We start from the raw sequence: 22976 nt of genomic DNA, 5'->3' as shown, positions 1-22976 counted from the left end.
AAAAAAACGCCCGCTCGCCATTGAAGGCGAACGGGCGGATGTCGCAATCAGATCGCTCGATCAGTAGTAACGGCGGGTGTGCTGGCGATAGCCGTATTGATGCGGCATGCCGTGATAGCCGTAGCGCATGTTGTAATGCGCCGCGTAGCCGTGATGCTCATAACCGTGATGTTCGTAGCCGTGATGCTCGTAGCCATGGTGTTCGTAGCCGTAGCGCATGCCGGGATGGCCCCAATAGCCGGTGTGGGCATGCCAGGGACGGTAGTGCGGGTGGGAATGGTAGCCGCCATAATAGGGCAGCGCGTCTTCGTGATAGGACCGATGCGGCGCGAAGTCGCCGGGACCGCTGAAGGTCGGTCCCTGATCGGCGTAATAATATTGATGCATCGCCGGGTATGACTGCGCACCGTATTGATAGGCCGGATCGGGCAAGCGCTCGTAGGCGGCCCCACCGCAATTGCAGCCCGAATAGACCGGGGCCGCGACATAGCTTTGTCCGCATCCGGAGTCGAACAGTCCGCACGCGCTCGCAGGTACCGCACTGGCGGCCACCACGGCGATCGCCGCAACCAATCCTGAAATCGTCTGACGCATTACTCTCTCCTGTGGGTGTTTTTTGTTTGGGTAGATTTTTTTGGTCGGATAGCTACCGCGGCTGTCTGAGCCGGGGGTCCTGAGGTCGAACGGCGGGATCGTAAGGCATACCGGCACCGCCGTTCGGTGGTGCTACGATCACCGGCGGCGGATAAAACGGTACCTCCGGCTGCGCTGGCTGGGCTTTCGGCGGCGTAGAAGCCGCGGACCAGGATTGATGAAAGCTTTCGGCCGGCCGCGGCAGAATGCGGTTGGCCGGCGGCTCGATTTCGAGACGCCCGTAGCCGGGCTTGCGACCGAGGGTTGGATAGAAGTGACCGACGTTCGGCTCGCCCTCGACGGCGCGGCCGCCATAGACGGTCGGTTGCACGTGAACGCCTTTGGCAAGTCCCCAATCGCCTTCGACAACCGCATAGGATGCGTCGACGCCGTTAATGATGATCGGCACCCCGGGACGCCCCGGAATGACGATATCGAAGCCGTCGGCCGCACTGGCCGGCAGCGCCGCTCCGGTCAAAATGGCCAGAACTATTCCAGAGACTGTTGCCGCGCGCATGCTTTCCCGATTCCGAATTACCCTGACAATCTATCCCAAGGGATCAACCGAAGGGTTAAGGCCACGGCCGAAACTGCCGGTAAGACTAACGTGTCCGCTTCGGCATCCGCTCAATTGCCTGACATCGCGATATCGAAACGTTAACGCCGCAGGGCGCGAGGGCCGCGATTCGTGCACTCCAGGGCGTTTGCGGAACCGGAACCTCACATCGGTTTGATCAGACCGCCAAGTACGTTCGGAACGTCGGCCATAGCAGATGGTTGGCCCTGTGCCACGTGCTTGCAACAACACGTCCGGCGAATCCGCGCGGCAATCGATGGAACATCCGGCAAGGATTGTTCCGAGCCGCGCTGGGCACTGAGCTTCATTACAACGGAGAAAAACACATGACGCGATTGAAACTTCTCGGCGTTACCGCGCTGGTCCTCTCATCGGCACTGGCGAGCCCGGTGTTCGCACAAGATGCCGCCCGCGATCACGCGCCAAAACAGATGCGGGTGAATTCGCACACCACGCATCAGCGTCATATGGCCAACCGCCATACCGGCATGGCCCGCGAAAACATGGCGTATCGCAACGACAATAACGGCTGGAACAACCGCCCTGATTCCGGCTTCTGGCCGGGTGATGTCGCAGCCGGCGTGGTAGGCGGCGCGCTCGCGACGGCCGATGCCGCGGTCAACACCGCCGGTGCAATCGCCACCGCGCCGTTCCGCGGCGATTCCTACGCGTACTACAATGATAACAATGGCTGGAACGGCTACAACAACGGCTGGAACGGTCAGAGTTACGCCCAGCGTAACGGCTTCGTCTGTCAGCCCGGAACCTGGTTCAAGGGCGATGATGGCCGCCGGCATATCTGCCAATAAGTCGTCAGCGTAGCGACACGAACAAAAACAAAGGGCGGCTTCGGCCGCCCTTTGTCATGACGGAAAGCATGATGGGTTGGAGTTGAACCGACCCGCCGTCAGCGCCAGCACGGCACATCCGGGTGCTCTGGAGCGGGCAGACACAAAATCGCGAAAACAACCCCATGCAAAGTAGGACGGCGCACGAAAAAGGGCCCGGCGTCGCGACCCGACCAAATCTCACCCAACAACATCACCGGTCGCTGCAGCCCTTCAAAACTTTCGCGCGCGCATCCCGCTCGGCGACGATGGCGTCGCCTGAGGCTTCGAGACACCATTCGTAGTGAACCGAAAACTCGGTCGACCAGCGCGTCCCCTGCAAGCCCGCGCCGCAACGCGGGCTCGCCAGCCCTTCCCGCACCTGGACCAGCGCGGCCCTCGCATAGGGCTTGCAGAATGCCGGATCCGCCGCGCGGACGGAGGCCGGTGCTGCGACCAGAAGCGACAATGAGACAAAAAACGCCGTGATCGGCAGCCTCCCCGCCATGCGCCTACGCGATCCGCCTGATTCCATGGCGCGATTATATGACTGAAAACGCATCAGCCATAAATGATACGTTGCTCCCGTTGACTAATGGCGCTCTGGTTTTTTCCTGCGCCAGCACATCTCTCTCAGGCAGTGCATCCGCGCACAACACGGAGACGAACAACTAATCTTTGGAGCTGCGATTCGGGTCATCTTTATCCGCAGTCCATGCAGACCGCGAACGCGACGTCGGTAGGGAATGGGGCGGTGATAATGGCTTCTCTGTCGCCCGTTACGACTACCGTGACACCTCGCGTTTATCTAGCGAGTGCAGCCCAAGCCGCAACTGCCAGCAGCTATGTTGGTGTGGCGCAAGGCAGCCCATCAACAGGGGAGCATTTACCCACTACTTCACGATCACGGTGAAATAACGCTTAGTAAAATAGATGGGTGCCGGACAGCGCTCAGGCCCGAGGGGTTGAGCGGTGCACAGCACCGATTAGCAAATAACTTTCACCTTTATGCTCACCGCACTTATCGCAGCTCTTGGGCCGTTCGCTTTAAACGCCGTAATGGAATTGACGAAATACGTCACCAGTATCAGCTCGACCGCAGGCAAGCGCTTCCTGCTCGCCCTGCTCTTTCTCGTTGGCGTGATCTCTTATAGCGCCCTCAACGGACCCCGTTGGACGTGAACTCGGTATCGAGTATCGCCCAGGTGCTTCTCACCACCGCTGGAGCTTTCCTAGCCGCCCATGGCTCTTACAGCCTGTTGACGGGTGAAAACCACGCCGAATAGATTGTCAGAACTGATAAAAGGGCGCAAGACAAGCTATTGCTGACCCACTCCATGTAGTAGGCAGCATGATTTTTACCCCCTGTATATTGGCCAACTCGTCTTTTGTCGTCTTTGCAGCAAAACAGTGCTTGCCTCTTGCCGGAAAGCGCCCCCTCATACTCCCTGTCTGGTTCTTCTAATTTTTAAGGAGAGCCAGCATGAACAATCCCCTCAGAGATCCAGAGAAGTTTCGGGCGTTGCTTAAGCGCGTCTGGGACAAGATTGTCATGGTGGCAAAGATTGCCGCCGGGCTCGGCGCAATCCATCGAGCAAGTAAGCTGGTGTGGGAAGCTCTCCACACCCTCGGCGTGCTGTGAGCCCTAATAGCCCCGCATTGGCACCTAAACGCCCCTATACGACGAGTTGGGGGCGTTTTAATAAGAAGCCAAGGAAGGGAATTTATGCGCTGCTGGCAGATCCTTTTTGGCACGAGCTTGTCGCCTTCGGGGGGGGTGGTTGCAACGTTGATGTAGCCGACTGGCACATTTTGCGAAAGAAGCGCCGCGCGCCTCGCGCGATCAATCTTTACAACGACTGCAACGCATAGTCGTCATCATATCTACGATTTGGGGCTTTTGCGTATTAAGGTTTCCTTGGGGGTACCCGCTTTGCTAGAGCCTCCGCTTCGTTCGCGTGCCCGAAAATTGGAGCCATGACACCTTCGACGACATCAAGTGCAACGTTTAAGTCCTGCTCGGTCGGAACAAAGCCCCGGTGCATTGCCGCGTCACCAACATCGAGTGTTGCACGCATCGACCCTCTTTGAATGGCCGAAATGTACCCGTCCCTCTGAAACGCATCCAGCTTGTCGTTGAACGTCGGCAGATCTCCGACCTTCATAATCATCACCTGTTCGAGCAACGCTCTTATCCCCATTGCTGCGAGGCGATACTGGCCTCCATGAACAGCTCGATAAATCTCCCTCAGAAGGAACATCAACTTGGCAGCTTCTTTCTCATCGCTCGCCCGGAATTGTCCTAGCCACACCCAGTACACCCAGTTTGGCTCCTTGCGTGACACCGGGGACGGAAAGTAGTCATTGTCTACGCTGCCGTCGTATTTCCACACCCGCTGATAGCCCATCGATATTCGCCCGCAACCGCAACACTCTATCATCGCGTATTTCTCGACCGTCTCCTCTTCGTATTGGGCCGTCTCGAATAATATCTTATGCTTCCGCTTGCCGACACAATCGGAGCATGGCGCCATAACAATTCTCTCTTCTTCAGCCATGGCCCTTTATATCCTCTTAGCTTCTGTGACCGGACGCCCGCTTATTGGCTCTAGCAGGCGTGCACCGCACTTTTCTGACCATTTCCAAAGTGCCCTATCCAGCTCGCGGAGCGACATGTCCCAGTCGTCCGCAAGCTTCGTGCAGTACTCAACATAGTCCAGATATTTCTTGACTGACGTTGTTGAGTAGTCTTCCGCACTTAGAGCATCGAGTGCCCGAAAGTCGATTATCGTGAATTGTTCCGGAAAGATCGCAGCCATGATTGCCGACGCCACGGGGATACCCACACCGGACAGTTTGATTAGCGTACCGATCGAACGCCGCGGTCGGTCCACTTCCTCGACTACCACCCTCAGCGCCTGCTCAATTGCTCCACTCTCATTCTTCTCCGGGCGAGACTTTCCCCGATTTCTCGTTTTCCAGGCGAAGATCGTATCAAAGTGCGACCGGGAACAATCACCATTCAAAATGCTCCGCCCAGCTACCTCAAACCAAAAGTCTTTATCAACATCATATGTGTGGCAAAGCACCTTGGCTTCCGCTGCGCTCAGCATCGGGACAAATGGGATTTCGGGCACAGCCGCTTTCTACCCTTCAGTAATTCAATCTGCCTGGTCGCTTAGTATTTATGTAGAACGTAGGCAGTCCGCATTTCAGTATCTTCAGAGCCTACCCTTTGAGGTTGAAAGAGACAAATGCTGGAAAGTGAATTTAAGCGGCGAAAATCGAACTCTGGCGGCAAGGTTTGATTTGCAGTTTCGTGTGGCGTCACGCTTAAGAGGTTTTGGCGACCGTTACCCTTTCAGGTTCGTTTTCTCGCCTCGGGCTACATCCACTATGCTCCACGACTTCCCTTAGGCATATGAAACTTCTTGTGTCCCTATCGGCTCACTGTCCGCATCGCCAGAATTCAATCTTTCAAAGTGCACCGTCTCGCATCCCCATGAAGTCGCCAGTCGTGAGGGCTCATACGTTGCCGGCGATTGCTGGAGACACGAGATACAGGCGGGGTTTTTTCCGTGCCGTTGCCCGAGGACAACCTAACCTGGAAAGCGCGTCTACGCTCGTTTAGACAGCTTTAAGCCCGCAGTAGTTTGACCTACACGCGGGCCGGAAGCTGAAATGGAATTATGTCGAACCCTAAAAATCTAACACGGGTTACGCTGTCAAGGCACGGCACCGATATTGCTCGGGTTAAAACCATTTCGTCCCTATTGTCTCACAGGTTGCAAATCAGGCAAGATGCCTACTTGGGGGGAGTTGAATCGTGACCAAGGAAAGAGATCAGCTCGAAGCTGCGCTGAAAGGCCAGTTTGAATCCGGCACCGCTAACAGATTGGAGTTGATCACGGCTCTCGTTCAATACGACGCAGCTCATGCAACAAAAGTAATGGCGAGATACACACTCATATCGACAATCATAGCTGCAATAGCTGCCGGAGGGTCGGCGTCAGCCGCCTATTTTGCTTATGCGGCTCTACACCTGCCTCCTCACTAACCCAGCCTGTCTCACGGGTTGCAAATCGTGCAATATGCTAGCTGGAGATAAGGAAACGACACATGGCCAACTACCTGTCGGGAGCGAGCGTACTTTTCGCATTTGCAGCCGCCGTACTTTGGGGACTTTCTGCCCTAGTCGGCATTCCCATAATTGAGAGTGGGTTCGTTGGGGTTTCATCAGTTGAGCCTCTTCGACGCGCACTTATAAAAATTGGAAAGTTAAACGCGGCGGCGGCGGGAAGCGCATTTTTTTCAGCACTCCTGCAAGCTGCCGCACTTTATATGTCGATACGGATTGCGCCGAGTTGAACGGCGATTGCCCAGCCAAGTCACCAGACTAAGTAATATCGGAATTTCACCGAGCGCGGGATCGAACTCGCGTTGGCAGGTCGCTCTGCCGATTTATTTAAAGCGGGCAATGTGCACACCAATCCTGATATTATTCTACCGCCTAAAATTATCGGACCACATTTGAGGTCACTCCGGCTGCCTTAGCCAGCACCCGGGACAGCAACGCCTCAGCAGAGGCGGTGCTTATGCCGGAACGTTGCAGCGAACGAATATCACTGCGCTGGCGCTCAATTTGCCGCCGCCTGTATTCGATGTCAGCTCTGAGGACTTCGAGATCCATAAGCCTGAATGTTCACTTAATGTTCCCATAGTCGAGTGGGTTTCTAGCCCCTGGCGCCTATCGACTTGGAGCACCGGGGGCGCCTAGCCCAGGTCGATCAACTCTGATATTTGACGGCGCACATCCCCGTATGGGGGGAGACAAAAAAGAGACAAAACGCTTTTTGTTCTTTTCTAAGCGATTCAAATCATTGAGTTTGCCGGTTTAGCTCAGCGGTAGAGCAGCGGTTTTGTAAACCGAAGGTCGGGAGTTCAATCCTCTCAACCGGCACCAGCCCCCTCAATCGCTGCTGCAAGCCCCACAAGAACCAACTATCGCCCGGTGAACCGCGCCGGACGCTTTTGAACAAAGGCGGCGGCGCCCTCCCGCAGATCGTCGGTGACGAAAGCGCGCCCCTGCGCGGCGGCCTCACCATCCAGCGTGTCCGTCAAGGATGAACTCCATGCCGATTCGATCTGAGCTTTGATGAGGCCGAGGCTGATCGGCGGCCCGTCAGCGAGTTTCTGCGCGATGGCCAAAGCCTCGTTGAGCAGATCGCCATCATCCACGACTTTCCAGATCAGTCCCCACTGCTCAGCCGTCTCCGCGGCAAGCGGCTCCCCGAGCAGCGCTAGCGCCCGCGCCCTTGCGACGCCGATTGATCTCTGAAGAAACAGCGATGTTCCGCCATCAAGCGCAGCGCCGAGCCGAGCGAAGCTCAGGATGAATCGCGCCGAGCGCGCCGCAATCACGATATCGCCTGCCAGGGCAATGCCGACACCGGCTCCTGCGGCGGCTCCATTCATCGCGATCACGATCGGAATTGGAAGATTACGCATTTTCTCGATCACCGGATTGATCGTACCGCGCATCCGCGAAGCGATACTGTCGCCCGCGTTAAACGTGTCTCCTCCAAATTGCGCGCCGGAGCAAAACCCCTTGCCGGCTCCGGTCAGAACGATAGCCCGCGCGGCAGGCTCCTGGAGAACCGTATCCAGCGCCGCGTTCAGCTCCTGCAAAAGGCTTCCGCCAAGCGCGTTATACTGCTCGGGATTGTTGAGCGTAAGGATCGCAATCGCTCCCCGCCGCTCCGTTAGAACCATCGACATGACAAATGCTCCTTGTTACAGCGACCGCGCGATCAACAGCTTCATGACCTCGTTGGTGCCGCCATAGATCTTCTGGATGCGGGCATCGACGAACATGCGCGAGATCGGGTATTCCTGCATGTAGCCATAGCCGCCGTGAAGCTGGAGGCATTCGTCGGCCGTCTCCACCTGCTTCTGCGTACACCACCATTTCGCCATCGACGCCGTGACGGCATCGAGATCGCCCGCCACCAGCCGCCCGATGCACCAGTCGACGAATACCCGCGCGATCATCGCCTCGGTCTTGCGCTCGGCGAGCTTGAACGCCGTGTTCTGAAATTCGATGATCGGCTGGCCGAACGCCTTGCGTTCTTTCGTATAGTCGACGGTCAGCTTGACCGCACGCTCCATCGAGGCGACAGCGCAGACCGCGATGATCAGCCGTTCCTGTGGCAGCTGCTGCATCAGTTGCACGAAGCCCTTCCCCTCTTCGCCGCCGAGCAGGTTCTCTGCGGGCGCCACCACGTCTTCGAAAAACAGCTCCGACGTGTCGGACGCATGCAGGCCGATCTTGTCCAGGTTGCGGCCGCGCCTGAAACCTTCATTGGCCGCTGTTTCGACCACGATCAACGACAGGCCCTTGGCGCCCGGCCCGCCGGTTCGCGCGACGACGACGATCAGATCCGCGGTCTGACCGTTGGTGATGAAAGTCTTCTGGCCGTTGATGAGGTAGCCGTCGCCTTGACGACGCGCCGTGGTCCGCACGCTCTGCAGATCGGACCCGGTCCCGGGTTCGGTCATGGCGATCGCGCCAATCAATTCGCCGCGCGCCATGCCGGGCAGCCAGCGGCGCTTCTGCTCCTCCGAGCCATAGTTCAGGATATAATGCGCGACAATACCGCTGCTGACCGTGACGCCGCTGAGTACTTCGGGCACCACGCTTTCGATATCCTCGAATACGGCGGCGTCATAGGCGAAGGTTGCGCCAAGCCCGCCATAGGCCTCGGGCACGCTTGTCAGCAGCGCGCCCATCTCGCCGAGCCCCCGCCACGCCGAGCGGTCCACCATCTTCTGCTGCCGCCACTTCTCCGCGTGGGGCGCCAGATCCTTGGCGAGATATTTGCGAAACTGGCTGCGAAAGACGTCCAGTTCCTCGGTCATCCAGGACGAGCGATATTCCATTGAAGCCTCACGCCAGATGTCAGATCAGGAGACCGCCGCCGCAGACGAGAACCTGCCCGCTGATGTAATTCGATTCCGGGCTGCAGAACAAATAGACCGCATCGGCCGCCTCCTCCGGCGTGCCGCCACGTCCGAGCGGAATCATTCTGGACATGGCGTCGAGCATCTGGGGCTGCACGCCGACCTTGATGTCGCGGCCGGCGACATCGATGGTCTTCTGTTTCTCCTCGATCGGTTGGGTCAGACGGGTATTGATCAAGCCAAAGGCGATGCAATTGACATTGACCTTGTAGCGTCCCCATTCCTTGCACATCGTGCGCGTGAGACCGACCAGAGACGCCTTGGCCGACGAGTAGCTCGCCTGCCCGGCGTTGCCGTAAAGTCCGGCGATCGACGAGATGTTGACGACCTTGCGGAACACCTCGCGGCCGGCTTCGGCCTCCTTCTTCGCCATGATCCGGATCGGCTCGGCGGCGGCGCGCAGAATGCGAAACGGCGCAACGAGATGCACGTCGAGCATGGCCTGGAACTGCTCGTCGGTCATTTTCTGGATCGTGGCATCCCAGGTGTAACCGGCGTTGTTGACGATGATGTCAAGGCCGCCGAATGTCTCCATCGCAGCACCGACGAACCGGTCGGAAAAGCCGGTTTCCGAAACGCTGCCATTGACCGCGATCGCCTCGCCGCCGGCGGCTTTGATTTCAGCAGCGACCGCATCGCCCGGCGCGGCATCGAGATCGTTGACCACGATCTTCGCGCCCTCGCTCGCGAGCTTCAGGGCAATGGCGCGGCCGATGCCGCGGCCCGATCCGGTGATGAGTGCGACTTTTCCCGTGAGCTTGGTCATCAGAGATTCCTCGATTCCTGATTAGAGCGCGACGATGGCTTCGCCGGCGAGCTTGATCTCGCCGTTTTCGTCTTTGGTGGTCAGCGCAAGCTTTGCGCGCCTTTCACCTTGGTGATCGAGCCATTCGGTGATGTGGCCTTCGCAGGTCAGGCGCGCTCCGAGTTGCGTGATCGCGGCAAAGCGCGTCGAGAACGAGCGAATGCTGGCGGGATCGACCGCGTCGGTCAGCGCCTGACCGAGATAGGCCATCACCAGCATGCCGTGCGTGAACACATCAGGGAATCCCGCCTTTTTGGCGAAATCGATATCGACATGCATCGGATTGTGATCGCCGGAGGCGCCACAATAGAGCGCCAGCGTATGACGGCTGATCGCGGGGAATGTCTTGTGAACGAGGCGCTCGCCGATCGCAGGAGGTCTTTTTGCCGTTTGGTCCATGACGCCCTCTAATTCCGCACGACGATCGTGCGCGAGACATCCGCGACGTGAATACCGTCCTGGTTGCTCACCGCGGTCTCGACGACAATCAGGGTCATCGCGCCACCCTTCTTGTCGGTCACGCTGGTGACGCGGGGCTTGAATGTCAGCGTGTCGCCGACCACCACCGGGGCATGGTACGAAAAACTCTGTTCGCCATGCAGCACGCGGGCAAGATCGATCTTGAGCTCGGTGAGGAATTCGAACGGCTTGTCCGAATCCATCATTTCCAGACAGAACAGATAGGTCGGCGGCGCCGGCACCGCCGAATAGCCGTTGCTCCGCGCGACCGCGGCATCGCGGTAAACCGGGTTACACTCACCGAGCGTATTGAAAAAGTAACGCAGCCGCCCGGGTTCGACGCTTGCGGTAACGGGCGTGAAGCTACGCCCGACGGCGGATTGATCGACCATGTCCGGACCTCACGCCCGCTCGTAGAGCGTCACGACGCAGGCGCCGCCAAGGCCGAGATTGTGCTGCAATCCCAATCGCGCGCCATCGACCTGCGTCGCCGCAGCCGTTCCGCGCAATTGACGCGTCAGCTCGTAGCATTGCGCCAGACCGGTGGCGCCGAGCGGGTGCCCCTTCGACAGCAAGCCGCCGGAGGGATTGGTGACGAACTTGCCGCCGTAGGTGTTGTCGCCATCGTTGATGAAACGCTCCGCACCACCTTCGGGGCAAAGCCCGAGCCCTTCGTACGTGATCAGTTCGTTATGGGCGAAGCAGTCATGCAGCTCGACCACATCGACATCGTTCGGGCCGATGCCGGCAGCCTCGTAAACTTTGTTTGCCGCAGTCCGCGTCATGTCGAAGCCCACGACCTGCATCATATCGCCGGCGCCAAAGGTCGAGGCGAAGTCGGTGGTCATGGCCTGCGCGGCGATCCGGACATCCTTGCGTAAACCGTGCTGGCTCGCGAACTTCTCCGAAACCAGCACCGCGGCGGCACCACCACAGGTCGGCGCGCAGGCCATCAGCCGGGTCATCACCCCCGGCCAGACCACCTGATCGTTCATGACGTCTTCGGTGGTCAGCTCTTTGCGGAACAGCGCCAGCGGATTGTTCTTGGCATGACGGCTCGCCTTGGCGCGCACCTTGGCAAAGGACTCCAGTGGCGTGCCGTATTTCTTCATGTGGCTGAGGCCGGCGCCGCCAAAATAGCGCAGCGCCAGGGGAACGCCGGGGGCATCGACCAGCTTGTCGGCGGCCGCGTCGAACTCGTCGAACGCGCTCGGCCGGTCCGTGAACACCGCACCCAGCGCGCCGGGCTTCATCTGCTCGAAGCCCAGCGCCAGCACGCAATCGGCCGCTCCCGACTCGATGGCCTGACGCGCCAGGAACAGCGCCGTCGAGCCGGTCGAGCAATTGTTGTTGACGTTGATGACCGGGATGCCGGTCATTCCGACCGGATAAAGCGCGCGCTGTCCACACGTCGAGTCGCCGTAGACGTAACCGACGTAAGCCTGCTGGATCAGACTGTAGTCGAGGCCTGCGTCGCTCAGCGCCAGCTTGGTCGCCTCAGCACCCATCACATGATACGGCGCGTTGGCGCCGGGCTTGACGAACGGGATCATGCCGACGCCCGCCACATAAGCACGAGAAGCCATGTCATCCTCCATAAATTACCCGCTGGACTTCTTATTACTCGTGGGTAATATACGGGAATTCCGAACGAGTCAACGCCGAGCCTGCGGACAATCGATATGGATGCGCGCCACCCCTCTTCCGATCCCTCGCCGTGGATGCCGTTCGCAAGCCGCCGCCGCGCGCGCGACGAGAAGCGCGAGGCCGTGCTGCGAACGGCCGTGCAACTGTTTCTCGAACAGGGCTATCATCGCGCCACCCTCAACGGGGTCGCGGAGCGCCTGAACATCACCAAGCCCGCGCTGTACAATTATTTTCGCAGCAAGGACGAGATCCTGTTCGAGTGCTGGGCGCTCGGACAGGAGCGTGTCGAAGACTGTATCGCCGAGATCGATGCGGGTAACGGGACCGGGCTGAGCAAGCTTCGCAAACTGATCCAGGGTTACGCGCTGGGCATGGCCAGCGATTTTGGGGCCAGCCTGGTCCGGTTCAATTCACACGACCTCACCGAGGCAAACCAGAAAATTGCTCGCGCGGGCAAACGACGGATAGATCAAGCCTTTCGCAATTACGTCAGCGAGGGCGTCAAGGACGGCTCGATCAAGCCATGCGACGTCAAGCTCACCACGTTTGCGATCGTTGGATCGCTGAACTGGATCGGGCATTGGTTCAAGCACGACGGCGCATTATCGGCCGAAGCCATCGCCAGCCAATTTTCCGTTCAACTGACCGACGGCCTCGCAAAAACGCGAGCCGCAAAGAAAATCACAAAGAAGAAGGCGTAGTCAGCGCCCGCGTTGTGAAACCGATCAAAGGGAGAAGCGCGATGAACATAACGCATGGGCTGCGGCGGGCATTACAGATCAACCCGACCGGCCTCGCGACGGTGTTTGGCGGCAGGCGACGGAACTGGCGCGAGATTGGGGAACGCGTGTCGCGGCTGGCCGCAGGGATTCGTTCCCTTGGCGCCAACCCCGGTGACCGCGTCGCGATCCTATCGCTCAATTCCGATCGATACCTTGAACTCTATCTCGCGACGGCATGGGCCGGTGCGGTGATCGTGCCGCTCAACATTCGCTGGAGCCCGCTGGAAAACGAAGACGCCATGCGTGATTGTCGCGCGCAGGTCCTGTTCGTCGACAAGACGTTTGCCGCGATCGGCGTGTCACTCGCGAAAGCTCTCCCCGGCCTGAAACTGGTCTTCGCCGACGATGGCGATGTACCCGCCGGAATAGAAAGCTTTGAGGCGTTGCTGCTTCGGAACCAGCCAATTCCGGACGCCATGCGCGTGAGCGCCGATCTCGCCGGCATCTTCTACACCGGTGGCACCACCGGCCGCTCGAAGGGGGTCATGCTCAGCCACGGCAATCTCATGGCCAACGCGATGAATGCCCTCGGCGAAGGGCTCTTTCCCAACAGCTCGGTATATCTCCATGCCGCACCGATGTTTCACCTCGCCAACGGTGCGGCGATGTATTCGTTGCTGCTCAATGGTGGCTCCAACGTCATCATTCAGGCCTTCACTCCGGAAGGCGTGATGGCTGCGTTCCAGAATGAGCGCGTCACCGACGTGCTTCTGGTCCCGACGATGATCCAGATGCTGGTCGATCATCCCGCCCTCGGCTCCTACGATTTGTCCTCCGTGAAGAACATCATCTACGGCGCTTCGCCGATCAGCGAGGCGGTGCTCGGCAGAGCCATCGCAGCATTACCGAAAGTGCAGTTCACCCAGGCCTACGGCATGACCGAACTCTCTCCGATTGCCACGATCCTGCATTGGAACGAGCACATCGGCGATAGCCGCGCCAAGGGCCGCCACCGCGGCGCCGGTCGCGCCACCCTCGGCTGCGAGGTTCGTATCGTCGATACCGATGACAGGCCCCTGCCCATTGGGGCAGTCGGGGAAATCGCGGTGCGCGGCGATAATGTCATGATGGGCTATTGGGAGCGGCCGGAAGAAACGTCCAAGGCTGTGATCGACGGCTGGATGCATACCGGCGACGGTGGCTACATGGACGAGGACGGGTTCGTCTATGTCGTCGATCGGGTCAAGGACATGATCATTTCCGGCGGCGAGAACGTCTATTCGGTCGAGGTCGAAAATGCCATCGCGCAACATCCCGCCGTGGCGCAGTGCGCGGTCATCGGCATTCCCAGCGAACGCTGGGGCGAACAGGTTCATGCCGTAGTCGTCACCAGGAGCAATACGAGGGTGTCAGCCAACGAACTGATCGAATTCAGCAAGACGTTGATCGCCGGGTACAAATGTCCACGCAGCGTCGACATCAGCGAGAATCCGTTGCCGCTCTCCGGAGCCGGCAAGGTTCTCAAGCGCGAACTGCGCAAGCCGTTCTGGGACAGCCGGGAGCGGCACGTGAGCTGAGCGCGCCGGCCCGTCACCAACTACACGGGACGCAATAAGCGCATTTGCCGGTGTGTCCAACCGACCAGAATCTCTCAGTTCGAAACCCGCTCTGAGAACGAAGATCAGACACCCCAACGCAGCGCCGCCGTGTGCACCGGAGCATCCCACAACGTCTTGGCCTGGCCGTCGAGCACGGAGACGGTGATGGAGACACCGGCCATATCGAGCGACGTGACGTAGGAGCCGACAAGGAAACGCGCGGTCGTGATGCCCGCATTATCCAGGATCCGCTTGGCGGCGTTGACCATCAGACAGAGTTCGATCAGCGGCGTTGCGCCGAACCCGTTGACCAGAAGCAGCACCTCGCTCCCCTTGCCTGGCGCGAGATCCCTCACGATCGCGTCGAGCAGTTCGGCTGCAATCGCATCGGCAGACGCCAGCGGCACCCTGCGCCGGCCGGGCTCGCCATGGATACCGACGCCCATTTCCATTTCGTTGTCCGCCAGGGTGAAATTCGGCCGCCCTGCCGCCGGCACGGTGCACGGCAATAGCGCCACGCCCATCGAACGGGTGCGCCGGTTGACCTCGTCGCCGAGCGTCTTGAGAGCGGCAAGCGGCAGCCCGGTCTCGGCCGCGGCGCCAACCATCTTTTCCACGATCAGCGTGCCCGCGACACCGCGACGGCCGGTGGTGTAGGTCGATTTCTCCACCGCCACGTCATCGTTGGTGACCACCGTTGCGATTTCCCGCTCCGCCATCTCGGCGGCCATGGTGAAATTCATCACATCGCCTTCGTAGTTCTTGACGATGAAGAGCACCCCCGCCCCGGTGTCGACCGCCTCCGCGGCCTCGATCATCTGGTCGGGCGTCGGTGAGGTGAAGACCTGACCCGGGCAAGCGGCATCGAGCATGCCGAGGCCGACATAGCCCGCGTGCAGCGGCTCATGTCCGGAGCCGCCGCCCGAAATCAGCGCGACCTTGCCCGGCTTCAACACGCGGCGGCGCACGAATTTGCGCTCGGCGCCAAGCAGCAGGATATCCGCGTGCGCGGCGGCGAGGCCGTCGAGACTTTCTTCGAGAACCGTGTCGGTGCCGTTGATCAGCTTCTTCATGAACGTCCTCCCGCTTCTATTTGTCTTGCAGTCCAGATCAACCCGTCAGCCGACGCTCTCGGCATAGCGCGCGAGCCGCGCGGCAAAATCGACGATCAGCTGTTCGAGCGCACGGTTCTTCTTGTCATCGCCGAGGTCCGGTACCGTCACCACGAGGGTACGCGTTCGCGCATCGCGGTGGGGTGCACGCAGCCGGCCGGGATGCGCACGTCCATAGGCTTGAAGGAATGCCGCGCGCTCGGCGCCGGAGAGATGGCAGACTTCGAAGATGATCGCGACATGCTTGGCCGGAATCGGCACCAGATAGGCCGGATTGGTGATCTGGCTGACGAAGGAACGGTTCTTGCCCAAAGCCGCAGCGAGTTTCAGCCGCGTTCCGGACGGCCGGTTGTCGAGCACTCGCCGCAGGATCAGCTTGTAGTCCGCGACGTTGCTGTCGCCTGGTCCAGTTGTGGCTTCGCCGGCATCGTGGGTCATGCATCCACCTTGGCGATCGCAGCCTTGAGCCGCGCGACCGCAATCGGTGAGACCGAGAGCGTCGTCAGCCCGGTCGCGAGCAACGCTGTCGTCAGTCGCGTATCGGCTGCCGCGTCGCCGCAGAGCGAGACCTCGACGCCGCGCTTGCGTCCGGCCTCGACGGTCTGGGCGATCAGCGCCAACACCGCCGGATTGCCGGTATCGTTGAGGTCAGCGACGGCGCCGATGTCGCGCGCCGCGGCCATCGTGTACTGGGTCAGATCGTTCGATCCGATGGAATAGAACGCAGCCGCAAAATCCTCGGCGCGGAGCGCTGCGGCCGGGACCTCGACCATGATTCCGAGCGGCGGACGGGCGCAGGCGATGCCTTTGGCTTTCAGGGCCGCAAACTCCGCATCAAGCATGCCGCCCGCACCGTCGAGTTCCGATGGGACCGCGACCATCGGCAGCATCACCTTCAGCGTCCCGTGCACGGCCGCGCGGCACAGCGCGCGCAATTGCACGCGAAACACCTCCGGCCGCGCCAGCGAGAGACGGATGCCGCGCAGGCCGAGAAACGGATTGCGCTCGCCATCGATCGTCAAACCCGCGATCGGCTTGTCGCCGCCGGCATCGAGGGTGCGAATCGTCACCGGCCTTCCCTCGGCCCAGTCGAGGATACGCCGATACACTGCGTATTGGGCGTCCTCGTCCGGCAGGCCGTGGGAGGCCTCGAACAGAAACTCGGTGCGCACCAACCCGATGCCGTCGCAGATAGCGGGATCGAGCCCCGTCAAGTCTTCAGGCGCGGCGATGTTGAGAAGCACGGCGATCCGCCGGCCATCCGCCGTGCACGCAGGCCCGGCCCTGCCGGCGTCGGCTACGGCTCGCGCGGCGTTCGCAGCCAACATCCGGTGCTCAAACAGGCGCCGCGTTTCCGGCTCCGGATCGAAGATGACCGTTCCCGCATCGCCATCGACCAGCGCCAGTGAAGGCGGATGCCCGTTCCACGACAACGGACCGAGCCCGACCACCATCGGGGCCCCACGCGCACGCGCCAGCATCGCGACGTGCGACGAAGGCGAGCCGGCGGCCAGTGCAATGGCACCCCCGCGGGTCCAGTCGGCGGCCAAGAAAATGGTGGGCGAGATATCCTCACCGGCGACGATCGAATCGCCGAAAATTCTCGCCGTATCCGTACCGCTCAGATGCGCGAGCACCCGGTCGCGGATATCGGCCAGATCCGCGGCACGGGCGCGAAAATATTCGTCTGTGGCGTCGCGATAACCAGATATCTCGGCATCGAGCGCCGAACGCCAGGCATGGTCGGCGGCAATACCCGCCGAGATGGCGTCGTAAGCCCCCTCTGCCAGCGCGTCATCTTCCAGCATCGCGACCTGGAATTCCAGGATATCCACGGCTTCGCCCTGCACCGTCGCGATCAGCCCGGTGATATCCGCCGCCGCGGCTTTGATCGCCGCCTGCAGCGCGGAGGCCTCTTGCGTGGGATCGCCGACCGCCGACCTGTCGGCGACAGCGGCCGTCAGCAAAGTGACCGGCCCAATGGCGAGGCCGGGCGACGCAGGACGGCCGGTGAGATGAACCTCGGTCACCGCCTCATGCCTCGCCGAAGCCGTCACGCACCAGCGCCAGCATCGCGGCAAGCGCCGCCTCGCCGTCGGGACCGGTGACGCGGAAATGCAGCGTCGCCCCCTGCGGCGCCTTCACGCGCATCACTTTTACCGGGCTCTTGGCGTCGGTCCAGGGCCCGTCCGCCGCGAGGGCAAATTCGATCCTGGCGGCAAAACCCTTGGCACTTTGCGTGAGCTTGACCGACGGCCGCGCGTGCAGACCGACCGGATTGACCAGAACCGCCGAGGCGGTCAGCGTCGCGAAAGCTTCAGCCGCGCGGCCGGCGTTGACATCATGCATAGAATTCCTCCGCGCTACGCTTGACGGCAGCCAGCGACGAGCCGCCTGAAGATTCGGTCGCGGCGATCACCGCGCCCTCGACCACGGGCGCGTTGCAAACCACGACCCGCACGCGCCGGTCTTCGGCCAACATCTCCACTGCCATCTCCGAATTGGTCTCCGCCCCGCCCAGATCGACCAGCACGGCGACGCCGGCCGGCGACCAAGCCGCCTCGATCGCCTCGAGGATTCCAGCAACATTCGTGCCGAGCCCTCCATCAACGTCGCCGCCGGTCCAGGCCAGCGGCACGGCGCTGCCGACCATCTGACGCACCATATCGGCTGCGCCCTCGGCGATTTTGGGAGAATGTGAAACGATGACGATTCCGACGTTGGCGGAATTTGAACTGCTCATGTATTTGCCTCGAACTCCAGTGTCGTAACAGCCGCGCCGATCAGCAGGGACGCCGAACGCGAACCCGGGTCCATGTGACCGATCGAACGTTCGCCGAGAAAGGACGCGCGACCGCGGATGGCGAGCATGGGCGCGGTACGATCGGCGGCGCGTGCCGCCTCCGCCGCGATCGCGCGGGCGTCGCCGCCATTGGCCAATACGGCTTGTACCGGCACCAATACGTCGAGCAAGGTTTTCTGCCCCGGTTCCGAGCGTCCGCGCGCCTTGACCGCATTGATCGCCCTGTCCGTCGCCGCAACGAGATCGGCGCGCGCGGGCTGCTCCGGAAGCGCCTTGCCGAGTTCCATGAAGAACGTACCGACCAGCGGTCCAGAGGCGCCGCCGACCTTCATCACCAGCGTCATTCCGATGGCCTTGAGCATTTCCGGCAACGATTTGTCGGCAAGATCCGGCAGCGTCGCGAGCACGGCCTCGAAGCCGCGCTTCATGTTCAGTCCATGATCGCCATCTCCGATCGCCTGATCGAGGCTGGTCAGTTCGTCGGCGTGCTCGATCACCGTTCCCGCCAGCGCCCGTACCAGTTTTTCCCTGTTTGCCCGATCGAGTGTCATGCCGCTACCCTTGCGCCGGCCGCATCGAAGAACAGCGGCTTGTTGAGGCGGAGCGATACGACGTCGCCGGCGCCGAGGTTTGCCTCGGGGTCGGACAACGTTACGACAGGCTGGCCGCGCAGGTTGAGATGGAGATGGCTCTGGTCGCCGAGATGTTCGATCCGCGTCACGGTTGCCGATACCTCGCCGCCACCGCGCGCGATCGTCAGGTGCTCGGTACGCGCGCCGATGGTCCGCGCCTGCGGCGGCACACCGGCAAACAACGCGGCGGGCAACAAGTTGATCGCCGGCTGGCCAAGCCGCGCGGCGACATAGGCGCTAACCGGGTTCTCGTAGATCTCGCGCGGCGTCCCGATCTGCATCAGCCGCCCGGCCTCGATCACGCCGATCCGCGAAGCCATGGTCATGGCTTCGGTCTGATCGTGGGTGACATAGAGGATGGTGGCGCCGAGATCGGTCTGGATGCGCTTGAGTTCAAGCCGCATCTCGCCGCGCAGCTTGGCATCCAGCGAGGAGAGCGGCTCGTCCATCAGATAGACCTGCGGCGAACGCACCAGCGCCCGGCCGATCGCGACGCGTTGCATCTGCCCGCCCGATAATTGCGTCGCCTTGTTGTCAAGCTTGGTTTCGATCTGAAGCAAACGCGCCACCTGGTGCACCTTGGCGCGAATCTCGGCCTGCGGCACCCGACGGATCGGGGCGCGCAACGCGAACGCCATGTTCTCGAACACGGTGAGATGCGGATACAACGAATATTGCTGGAACACGAAAGCGACGTCGCGATCGGCCGGTGCATCGCCGGTCACGTCGCGGCCACCGATCCGGATCGAACCGCTGTCCGGCATCTCCAATCCGGCGACGAGGCGCAAGGTCGTGGTCTTGCCGGCGCCGGTCGGCCCAAGCAGCGCGACGAACTCACCGTCTGCAACGGTCAGGGACAGATCGCCAACCGCCTGTGTCTTGCCGAACGCCTTGGAGACGGCCCGGATCTCGACTTCAGCCATGCGCGCCTCCTTCATGCAATGCGGTGCGGATCGCCCGGCCCGACTCTTTCTCGAAGATCGACAATGTATCGGGCCGGAAGTCCAGTCCGACATTCTCTCCGGTCCGGAACGACACGCTGGCTGCCGAGCGCGCCTTGAGTGCGCCGTAGCGCGTCTTCACGGTCACGATCTGGGTCGTACCGAGGTATTCGGCACCATAGACCTCACCCCGCACCATGCCTTGATCGGAAAAACGCACATGCTCCGGCCGAACACCGAGGACAAGATCGCTTTCCGCCAACGCCTCGCGCGCGGTGGGAATGGCGACGTCGCGCTCGCCCAGCCGGATCGCCTGCACGCCGGTTTGCAAACTTCCGCGAAACGGCAGGAAGTTCATCGGCGGCGAACCAATGAAATCTGCGACGAAGAGTGAAGCCGGCCGGTCATAGATGTCGCGCGGGCTCGCGACCTGCTCAACGACGCCGTTGTTCATCACGGCGATCATATCCGCCATCGCCATGGCCTCGAGTTGGTCATGCGTAACGTACACTGTTGTTGCGCCGAGCCGGTCGTGCAGCGCGCGCAATTCACGGATCATCGCCTCGCGCATCTCGGTATCGAGCGCGCCGAGCGGCTCATCCATCAGGAAGCATTTTGGCTTGCGCACGATCGCCCGCCCAAGTGCGACGCGCTGGCGGTCGCCACCGGCAAGCCCCGATACCGATCGGTCGAGCAGATGGGAGATACGCAGGATACGCGCAACTTCCTCGACCCGCCGCTCGCGCTCCGCCGCACCGACGCCTTCGCATTTCAGCGGAAAGCCGATATTGCGCCGAACATTCAGGTGCGGATAAAGCGCAAACAGCTGGAACACGAAAGCAATATCGCGTGCCGATGCGCGATTCATCGTCACGTCCTCACCGCCGAGCCGAATGGTTCCCGCGGTCGGCAACTCCAAACCCGCGATCATCCGCAGCGTCGTCGTCTTGCCGCAGCCGGAAGGCCCAAGCAGGCAGAGGAACTGGCCGTCCTCCACCGTGAAGCTGGCGGATTTGACCGCATGAAACGTCCCGAACGATTTGTTGAGCGCTTCGACCCTGATCTGTGCCATGGCGCCCTACTCCCTGACCTTGGAGACGAGCGTGAACATCACCGTGCCGAACAGCGTGGTCGCGAACGACCAGGAATACAGCATCAGGAAAAACGGCTGCATCAGCATGACGACACCCGCGGCAATGATCATGGTCGCGATCGCCTCCAGCGGCCCGCGGCGCAGAATTCTGTCCGTGAACCCCGACCGCGGCATCGACGAGTTCCCATCAAGCGTCATTTGCGGACCGCTCCAAAGGTGATGCCGCGCAAGAGATGCTTGCGCAACAGCACCGTGAACACCACGATCGGCACCAGGAAGAACGTCGTGCCGGCGGCCACGGCGGGCCAGTCCTGCCCGCCTTCGCCGATGATGATCGGAATGAAGGGCGGCGCCGTCTGCGCGTTGCCGGAGGTCAGCAGCACCGCGAAGGCGTACTCGTTCCAGGCGAATATCAGGCAGAAGATCGCGGTGGCCGCGATACCGGTCGTCGCCTGCGGCAGCACCACCTTCACGAAGGCTTGAAAGCGCGTATAGCCGTCGATCATGGCCGCTTCCTCGTACTCGCGCGGGATTTCGTCGATGAAGCCTTTGAGCAGCCATACCGCGAGCGAAACGTTCACTGAAGTGTAGAGCAGGATCATCCCGAGCCGGGTGTCCGACAATCCAAGGGTGCGGTACATCAGGTAGATCGGGATCGCGACCGCAATCGGCGGCATCATCCTGGTCGACAGGATGAAGAAAAGCAGGTCGTCTTTCAGCGGCACGCGGAACCGCGAGAAGCCATAGGCCGACAGCGTGCCGAGGGCGACCGCGAGCACGGTCGAGCCGAACGCGATGATCAGCGAATTGACGAAACGCGGCACATAATTCGACGGCCCCGCGATGACCATGTTGCGGTCGCGCGCGATATTGTCGCAGAGCCCCTGCGGCGGGCCGAGCGTCTTGATGAATTCCGGCGTCTGGCGCGAGCGCGTCGTGAAGAGATTGCAATAGCCTTCGAGCGACGGCGTGAACAGGATCCTGGGTGGATAGGAGATCGCATCGTCCGGCGACTTGAACGAGGTCAGCACGATCCAGACCAGGGGAATCATGGTGATGACGGCATAGAGTACGACCAGCGAGCCCGCGAAGCGGCGCGTGCCGACCGAGGGTTCGACGACGGAATGGGCTGCGTTGGCGAGACTCATCGGCTTTTCACCCGGTTCAGCGCCTTGACGTAAATGTTGGCGAGGCCAAACACCGTCACGAACAGGATGATCGCAAAGGCCGAGGAATAGCCGGTTCGCCAGCTCTCGAACGCCGCGCGCTTGAGCGTGATGGAGGCGACTTCCGTGGTCGAGCCCGGCCCGCCGCCGGTGAGCAAATTGACCATATCGAACATCTTGAAGTTTTCGATGCCGCGGAACAGCACCGCGAGCATGATGAACGGCAGCGCCATCGGCAATGTGATCGACCAGAACTGCCGCCAATTCGAGGCGCGGTCGACCTCGGCCGCCTCGTAGATGTAATCCGGAATCGAACGCAGGCCCGCCAGGCAGATCAACATCACGTAGGGCGTCCACATCCAGGCGTCGACGATGACGATGGCCCAGGGACTGAGCGTTACGTCGCCCAGCATCTGGAACGACGAGGCACTGCGGCCGGTGACGAAGGCGACCAAATAGTTGAACAGCCCGATCTGCGGCTGGTAGAGAAACGTCCAGAAATTTCCGACCACCGCCGGTGACAGCATCATCGGCAGCAGGATGATGGTCGTCCACACGCCGTGGCCGCGGAATTTCTTGTCGATCAGGAAGGCCAGTCCGAACCCAAGCACGGTTTCGATCACCACGGTCCAGATCACGAAATGAGCCGTCACCTGCATCGCCGCCCAGATGTCCGGATCGGTCAGGATCGACTGGTACCAATCGGTCCCCAACCACAACGTCGGCGCGTTCGGCCTGTTGGCGCGGTAGTTGGTGAAGGACAGATAGATGGTCCAGACCAGCGGGAAAATGTTGATCGCCAGCAACAGCACGATGGTCGGCGTAATGAACAGCCAAGCCAGCGACTTGTCCGACAAACCCCGGATGCGACGCACCACGCCCGGCTCGACCAGCACGGCGCGATAGGTGATCTGCGATGAGGTACTCAAATCGTTCATGGC

The 22976-nt window shown here is 61.0% G+C and carries 27 protein-coding genes and 1 tRNA gene; 6 read left to right on the top strand and 22 right to left on the bottom strand.

Annotation, left to right across the window (positions count from 1 at the left end):
- Nucleotides 1–60: 60 nt before the first annotated feature.
- Together GSQ88_RS09695 and GSQ88_RS09690 are read right to left on the bottom strand one after the other, a co-directional pair.
- On the bottom strand, nt 61–594 hold the full coding sequence (locus GSQ88_RS09695) for a hypothetical protein (protein ID WP_159007497.1): 534 nt from the start codon (nt 592–594) through the stop codon (nt 61–63).
- A 52-nt stretch (nt 595–646) separates the two neighbouring features.
- Nucleotides 647–1150: a hypothetical protein gene (locus tag GSQ88_RS09690; protein WP_159007496.1), complete on the bottom strand. Its 504-nt coding sequence runs from the start codon at nt 1148–1150 to the stop codon at nt 647–649.
- A gap of 386 nt (nt 1151–1536) precedes the next feature.
- On the opposite strand from GSQ88_RS09690, the gene GSQ88_RS09685 reads away from it, so the two are divergent.
- Complete coding sequence (locus tag GSQ88_RS09685; protein ID WP_159007494.1) at nt 1537–2019, top strand: hypothetical protein; 483 nt, start codon at nt 1537–1539, stop codon at nt 2017–2019.
- A gap of 232 nt (nt 2020–2251) precedes the next feature.
- Here the strand turns inward: GSQ88_RS09685 and GSQ88_RS09680 are convergent, their stop codons facing one another.
- Nucleotides 2252–2545 carry a hypothetical protein gene (locus GSQ88_RS09680; protein WP_159007492.1) on the bottom strand — a complete coding sequence of 98 codons (294 nt, stop codon included), beginning with the start codon at nt 2543–2545 and terminating at the stop codon, nt 2252–2254.
- A 975-nt stretch (nt 2546–3520) separates the two neighbouring features.
- On the opposite strand from GSQ88_RS09680, the gene GSQ88_RS09675 reads away from it, so the two are divergent.
- Complete coding sequence (locus GSQ88_RS09675) at nt 3521–3679, top strand: hypothetical protein (RefSeq protein ID WP_159007490.1); 159 nt, start codon at nt 3521–3523, stop codon at nt 3677–3679.
- A gap of 265 nt (nt 3680–3944) precedes the next feature.
- On the opposite strand, the gene GSQ88_RS09670 is transcribed toward GSQ88_RS09675, so the two are convergent.
- Nucleotides 3945–4595, bottom strand: coding sequence for a DUF4145 domain-containing protein (locus GSQ88_RS09670; protein WP_159007488.1), 651 nt, complete (start codon nt 4593–4595; stop codon nt 3945–3947).
- Between the two features lie 6 nt (nt 4596–4601).
- Nucleotides 4602–5174 carry a hypothetical protein gene (locus GSQ88_RS09665; protein ID WP_159007486.1) on the bottom strand — a complete coding sequence of 191 codons (573 nt, stop codon included), beginning with the start codon at nt 5172–5174 and terminating at the stop codon, nt 4602–4604.
- Between the two features lie 982 nt (nt 5175–6156).
- On the opposite strand from GSQ88_RS09665, the gene GSQ88_RS09660 reads away from it, so the two are divergent.
- The gene (locus GSQ88_RS09660) at nt 6157–6405 is read left to right on the top strand and encodes a hypothetical protein (RefSeq protein WP_159007484.1); all 249 of its coding nucleotides are present in this window, start codon (nt 6157–6159) and stop codon (nt 6403–6405) included.
- 520 nt (nt 6406–6925) lie between these two features.
- A tRNA-Thr gene (locus GSQ88_RS09655) sits at nt 6926–7000 on the top strand.
- 38 nt (nt 7001–7038) lie between these two features.
- On the opposite strand, the gene GSQ88_RS09650 is transcribed toward GSQ88_RS09655, so the two are convergent.
- From GSQ88_RS09650 to GSQ88_RS09625, 6 genes are read right to left on the bottom strand one after another with little or no spacing between them, the layout of a single operon-like run.
- Nucleotides 7039–7809 carry an enoyl-CoA hydratase-related protein gene (locus GSQ88_RS09650; protein WP_246735205.1) on the bottom strand — a complete coding sequence of 257 codons (771 nt, stop codon included), beginning with the start codon at nt 7807–7809 and terminating at the stop codon, nt 7039–7041.
- A 21-nt stretch (nt 7810–7830) separates the two neighbouring features.
- Nucleotides 7831–8976 carry an acyl-CoA dehydrogenase family protein gene (locus tag GSQ88_RS09645; RefSeq protein ID WP_159007480.1) on the bottom strand — a complete coding sequence of 382 codons (1146 nt, stop codon included), beginning with the start codon at nt 8974–8976 and terminating at the stop codon, nt 7831–7833.
- A gap of 19 nt (nt 8977–8995) precedes the next feature.
- Complete coding sequence (locus GSQ88_RS09640) at nt 8996–9823, bottom strand: SDR family NAD(P)-dependent oxidoreductase (protein WP_159007478.1); 828 nt, start codon at nt 9821–9823, stop codon at nt 8996–8998.
- A gap of 21 nt (nt 9824–9844) precedes the next feature.
- Complete coding sequence (locus GSQ88_RS09635) at nt 9845–10261, bottom strand: MaoC family dehydratase (protein ID WP_159007476.1); 417 nt, start codon at nt 10259–10261, stop codon at nt 9845–9847.
- Between the two features lie 8 nt (nt 10262–10269).
- On the bottom strand, nt 10270–10713 hold the full coding sequence (locus tag GSQ88_RS09630) for a MaoC family dehydratase N-terminal domain-containing protein (RefSeq protein ID WP_159007474.1): 444 nt from the start codon (nt 10711–10713) through the stop codon (nt 10270–10272).
- 9 nt (nt 10714–10722) lie between these two features.
- Nucleotides 10723–11907 (bottom strand): lipid-transfer protein, encoded by a 1185-nt coding sequence (locus GSQ88_RS09625; RefSeq protein ID WP_159007473.1) that lies wholly within the window; start codon nt 11905–11907, stop codon nt 10723–10725.
- 96 nt (nt 11908–12003) lie between these two features.
- On the opposite strand from GSQ88_RS09625, the gene GSQ88_RS09620 reads away from it, so the two are divergent.
- Entirely contained in the window at nt 12004–12669 is a 666-nt protein-coding gene (locus tag GSQ88_RS09620) for a TetR/AcrR family transcriptional regulator (protein ID WP_246735181.1), read from the top strand.
- A gap of 41 nt (nt 12670–12710) precedes the next feature.
- Nucleotides 12711–14267, top strand: coding sequence for an acyl-CoA synthetase (locus GSQ88_RS09615; protein ID WP_159007635.1), 1557 nt, complete (start codon nt 12711–12713; stop codon nt 14265–14267).
- A 104-nt stretch (nt 14268–14371) separates the two neighbouring features.
- Here the strand turns inward: GSQ88_RS09615 and dhaK are convergent, their stop codons facing one another.
- Genes dhaK through GSQ88_RS09560 form a run of 11 tightly spaced genes read right to left on the bottom strand, consistent with a single transcriptional unit; the run spans nt 14372 to nt 22973 of the window.
- Entirely contained in the window at nt 14372–15361 is a 990-nt protein-coding gene (dhaK, locus tag GSQ88_RS09610) for a dihydroxyacetone kinase subunit DhaK (RefSeq protein WP_159007471.1), read from the bottom strand.
- A 45-nt stretch (nt 15362–15406) separates the two neighbouring features.
- Nucleotides 15407–15838 carry a hypothetical protein gene (locus GSQ88_RS09605; protein ID WP_159007469.1) on the bottom strand — a complete coding sequence of 144 codons (432 nt, stop codon included), beginning with the start codon at nt 15836–15838 and terminating at the stop codon, nt 15407–15409.
- Nucleotides 15835–17430: a phosphoenolpyruvate--protein phosphotransferase gene (ptsP, locus tag GSQ88_RS09600; protein ID WP_159007467.1), complete on the bottom strand. Its 1596-nt coding sequence runs from the start codon at nt 17428–17430 to the stop codon at nt 15835–15837. The genes GSQ88_RS09605 and ptsP overlap by 4 nt, the downstream gene beginning before the upstream one ends.
- Nucleotides 17431–17434: 4 nt before the next feature.
- On the bottom strand, nt 17435–17749 hold the full coding sequence (locus GSQ88_RS09595; protein WP_159007465.1) for an HPr family phosphocarrier protein: 315 nt from the start codon (nt 17747–17749) through the stop codon (nt 17435–17437).
- A complete protein-coding gene (gene dhaM, locus GSQ88_RS09590; RefSeq protein ID WP_159007464.1) occupies nt 17742–18143 on the bottom strand; it encodes a dihydroxyacetone kinase phosphoryl donor subunit DhaM in 402 nt (133 codons plus the stop codon). Before dhaM ends, GSQ88_RS09595 begins: the two co-directional genes overlap by 8 nt.
- Nucleotides 18140–18754, bottom strand: a complete 615-nt coding sequence (gene dhaL, locus GSQ88_RS09585) for a dihydroxyacetone kinase subunit DhaL (protein ID WP_159007463.1) — start codon at nt 18752–18754, stop codon at nt 18140–18142. The genes dhaM and dhaL overlap by 4 nt, the downstream gene beginning before the upstream one ends.
- Nucleotides 18751–19758, bottom strand: a complete 1008-nt coding sequence (locus GSQ88_RS09580; protein ID WP_159007462.1) for an ABC transporter ATP-binding protein — start codon at nt 19756–19758, stop codon at nt 18751–18753. The genes dhaL and GSQ88_RS09580 overlap by 4 nt, the downstream gene beginning before the upstream one ends.
- Nucleotides 19751–20848, bottom strand: a complete 1098-nt coding sequence (locus GSQ88_RS09575; RefSeq protein WP_159007461.1) for an ABC transporter ATP-binding protein — start codon at nt 20846–20848, stop codon at nt 19751–19753. The genes GSQ88_RS09580 and GSQ88_RS09575 overlap by 8 nt, the downstream gene beginning before the upstream one ends.
- Nucleotides 20849–20854: 6 nt before the next feature.
- A complete protein-coding gene (locus GSQ88_RS09570; RefSeq protein WP_246735179.1) occupies nt 20855–21043 on the bottom strand; it encodes a hypothetical protein in 189 nt (62 codons plus the stop codon).
- A 20-nt stretch (nt 21044–21063) separates the two neighbouring features.
- A complete protein-coding gene (locus tag GSQ88_RS09565) occupies nt 21064–22017 on the bottom strand; it encodes a carbohydrate ABC transporter permease (RefSeq protein ID WP_159007459.1) in 954 nt (317 codons plus the stop codon).
- On the bottom strand, nt 22014–22973 hold the full coding sequence (locus GSQ88_RS09560) for a carbohydrate ABC transporter permease (RefSeq protein WP_159007458.1): 960 nt from the start codon (nt 22971–22973) through the stop codon (nt 22014–22016). The genes GSQ88_RS09565 and GSQ88_RS09560 overlap by 4 nt, the downstream gene beginning before the upstream one ends.
- Between the last annotated feature and the right edge of the window lie 3 nt (nt 22974–22976).

The organism is Bradyrhizobium sp. S69, assembly GCF_009766005.1.
GTDB lineage: Bacteria > Pseudomonadota > Alphaproteobacteria > Rhizobiales > Xanthobacteraceae > Bradyrhizobium.
Note: the sequence above shows the minus strand (reverse complement) of the source record. Positions and strands in the feature narration are given on the sequence as shown.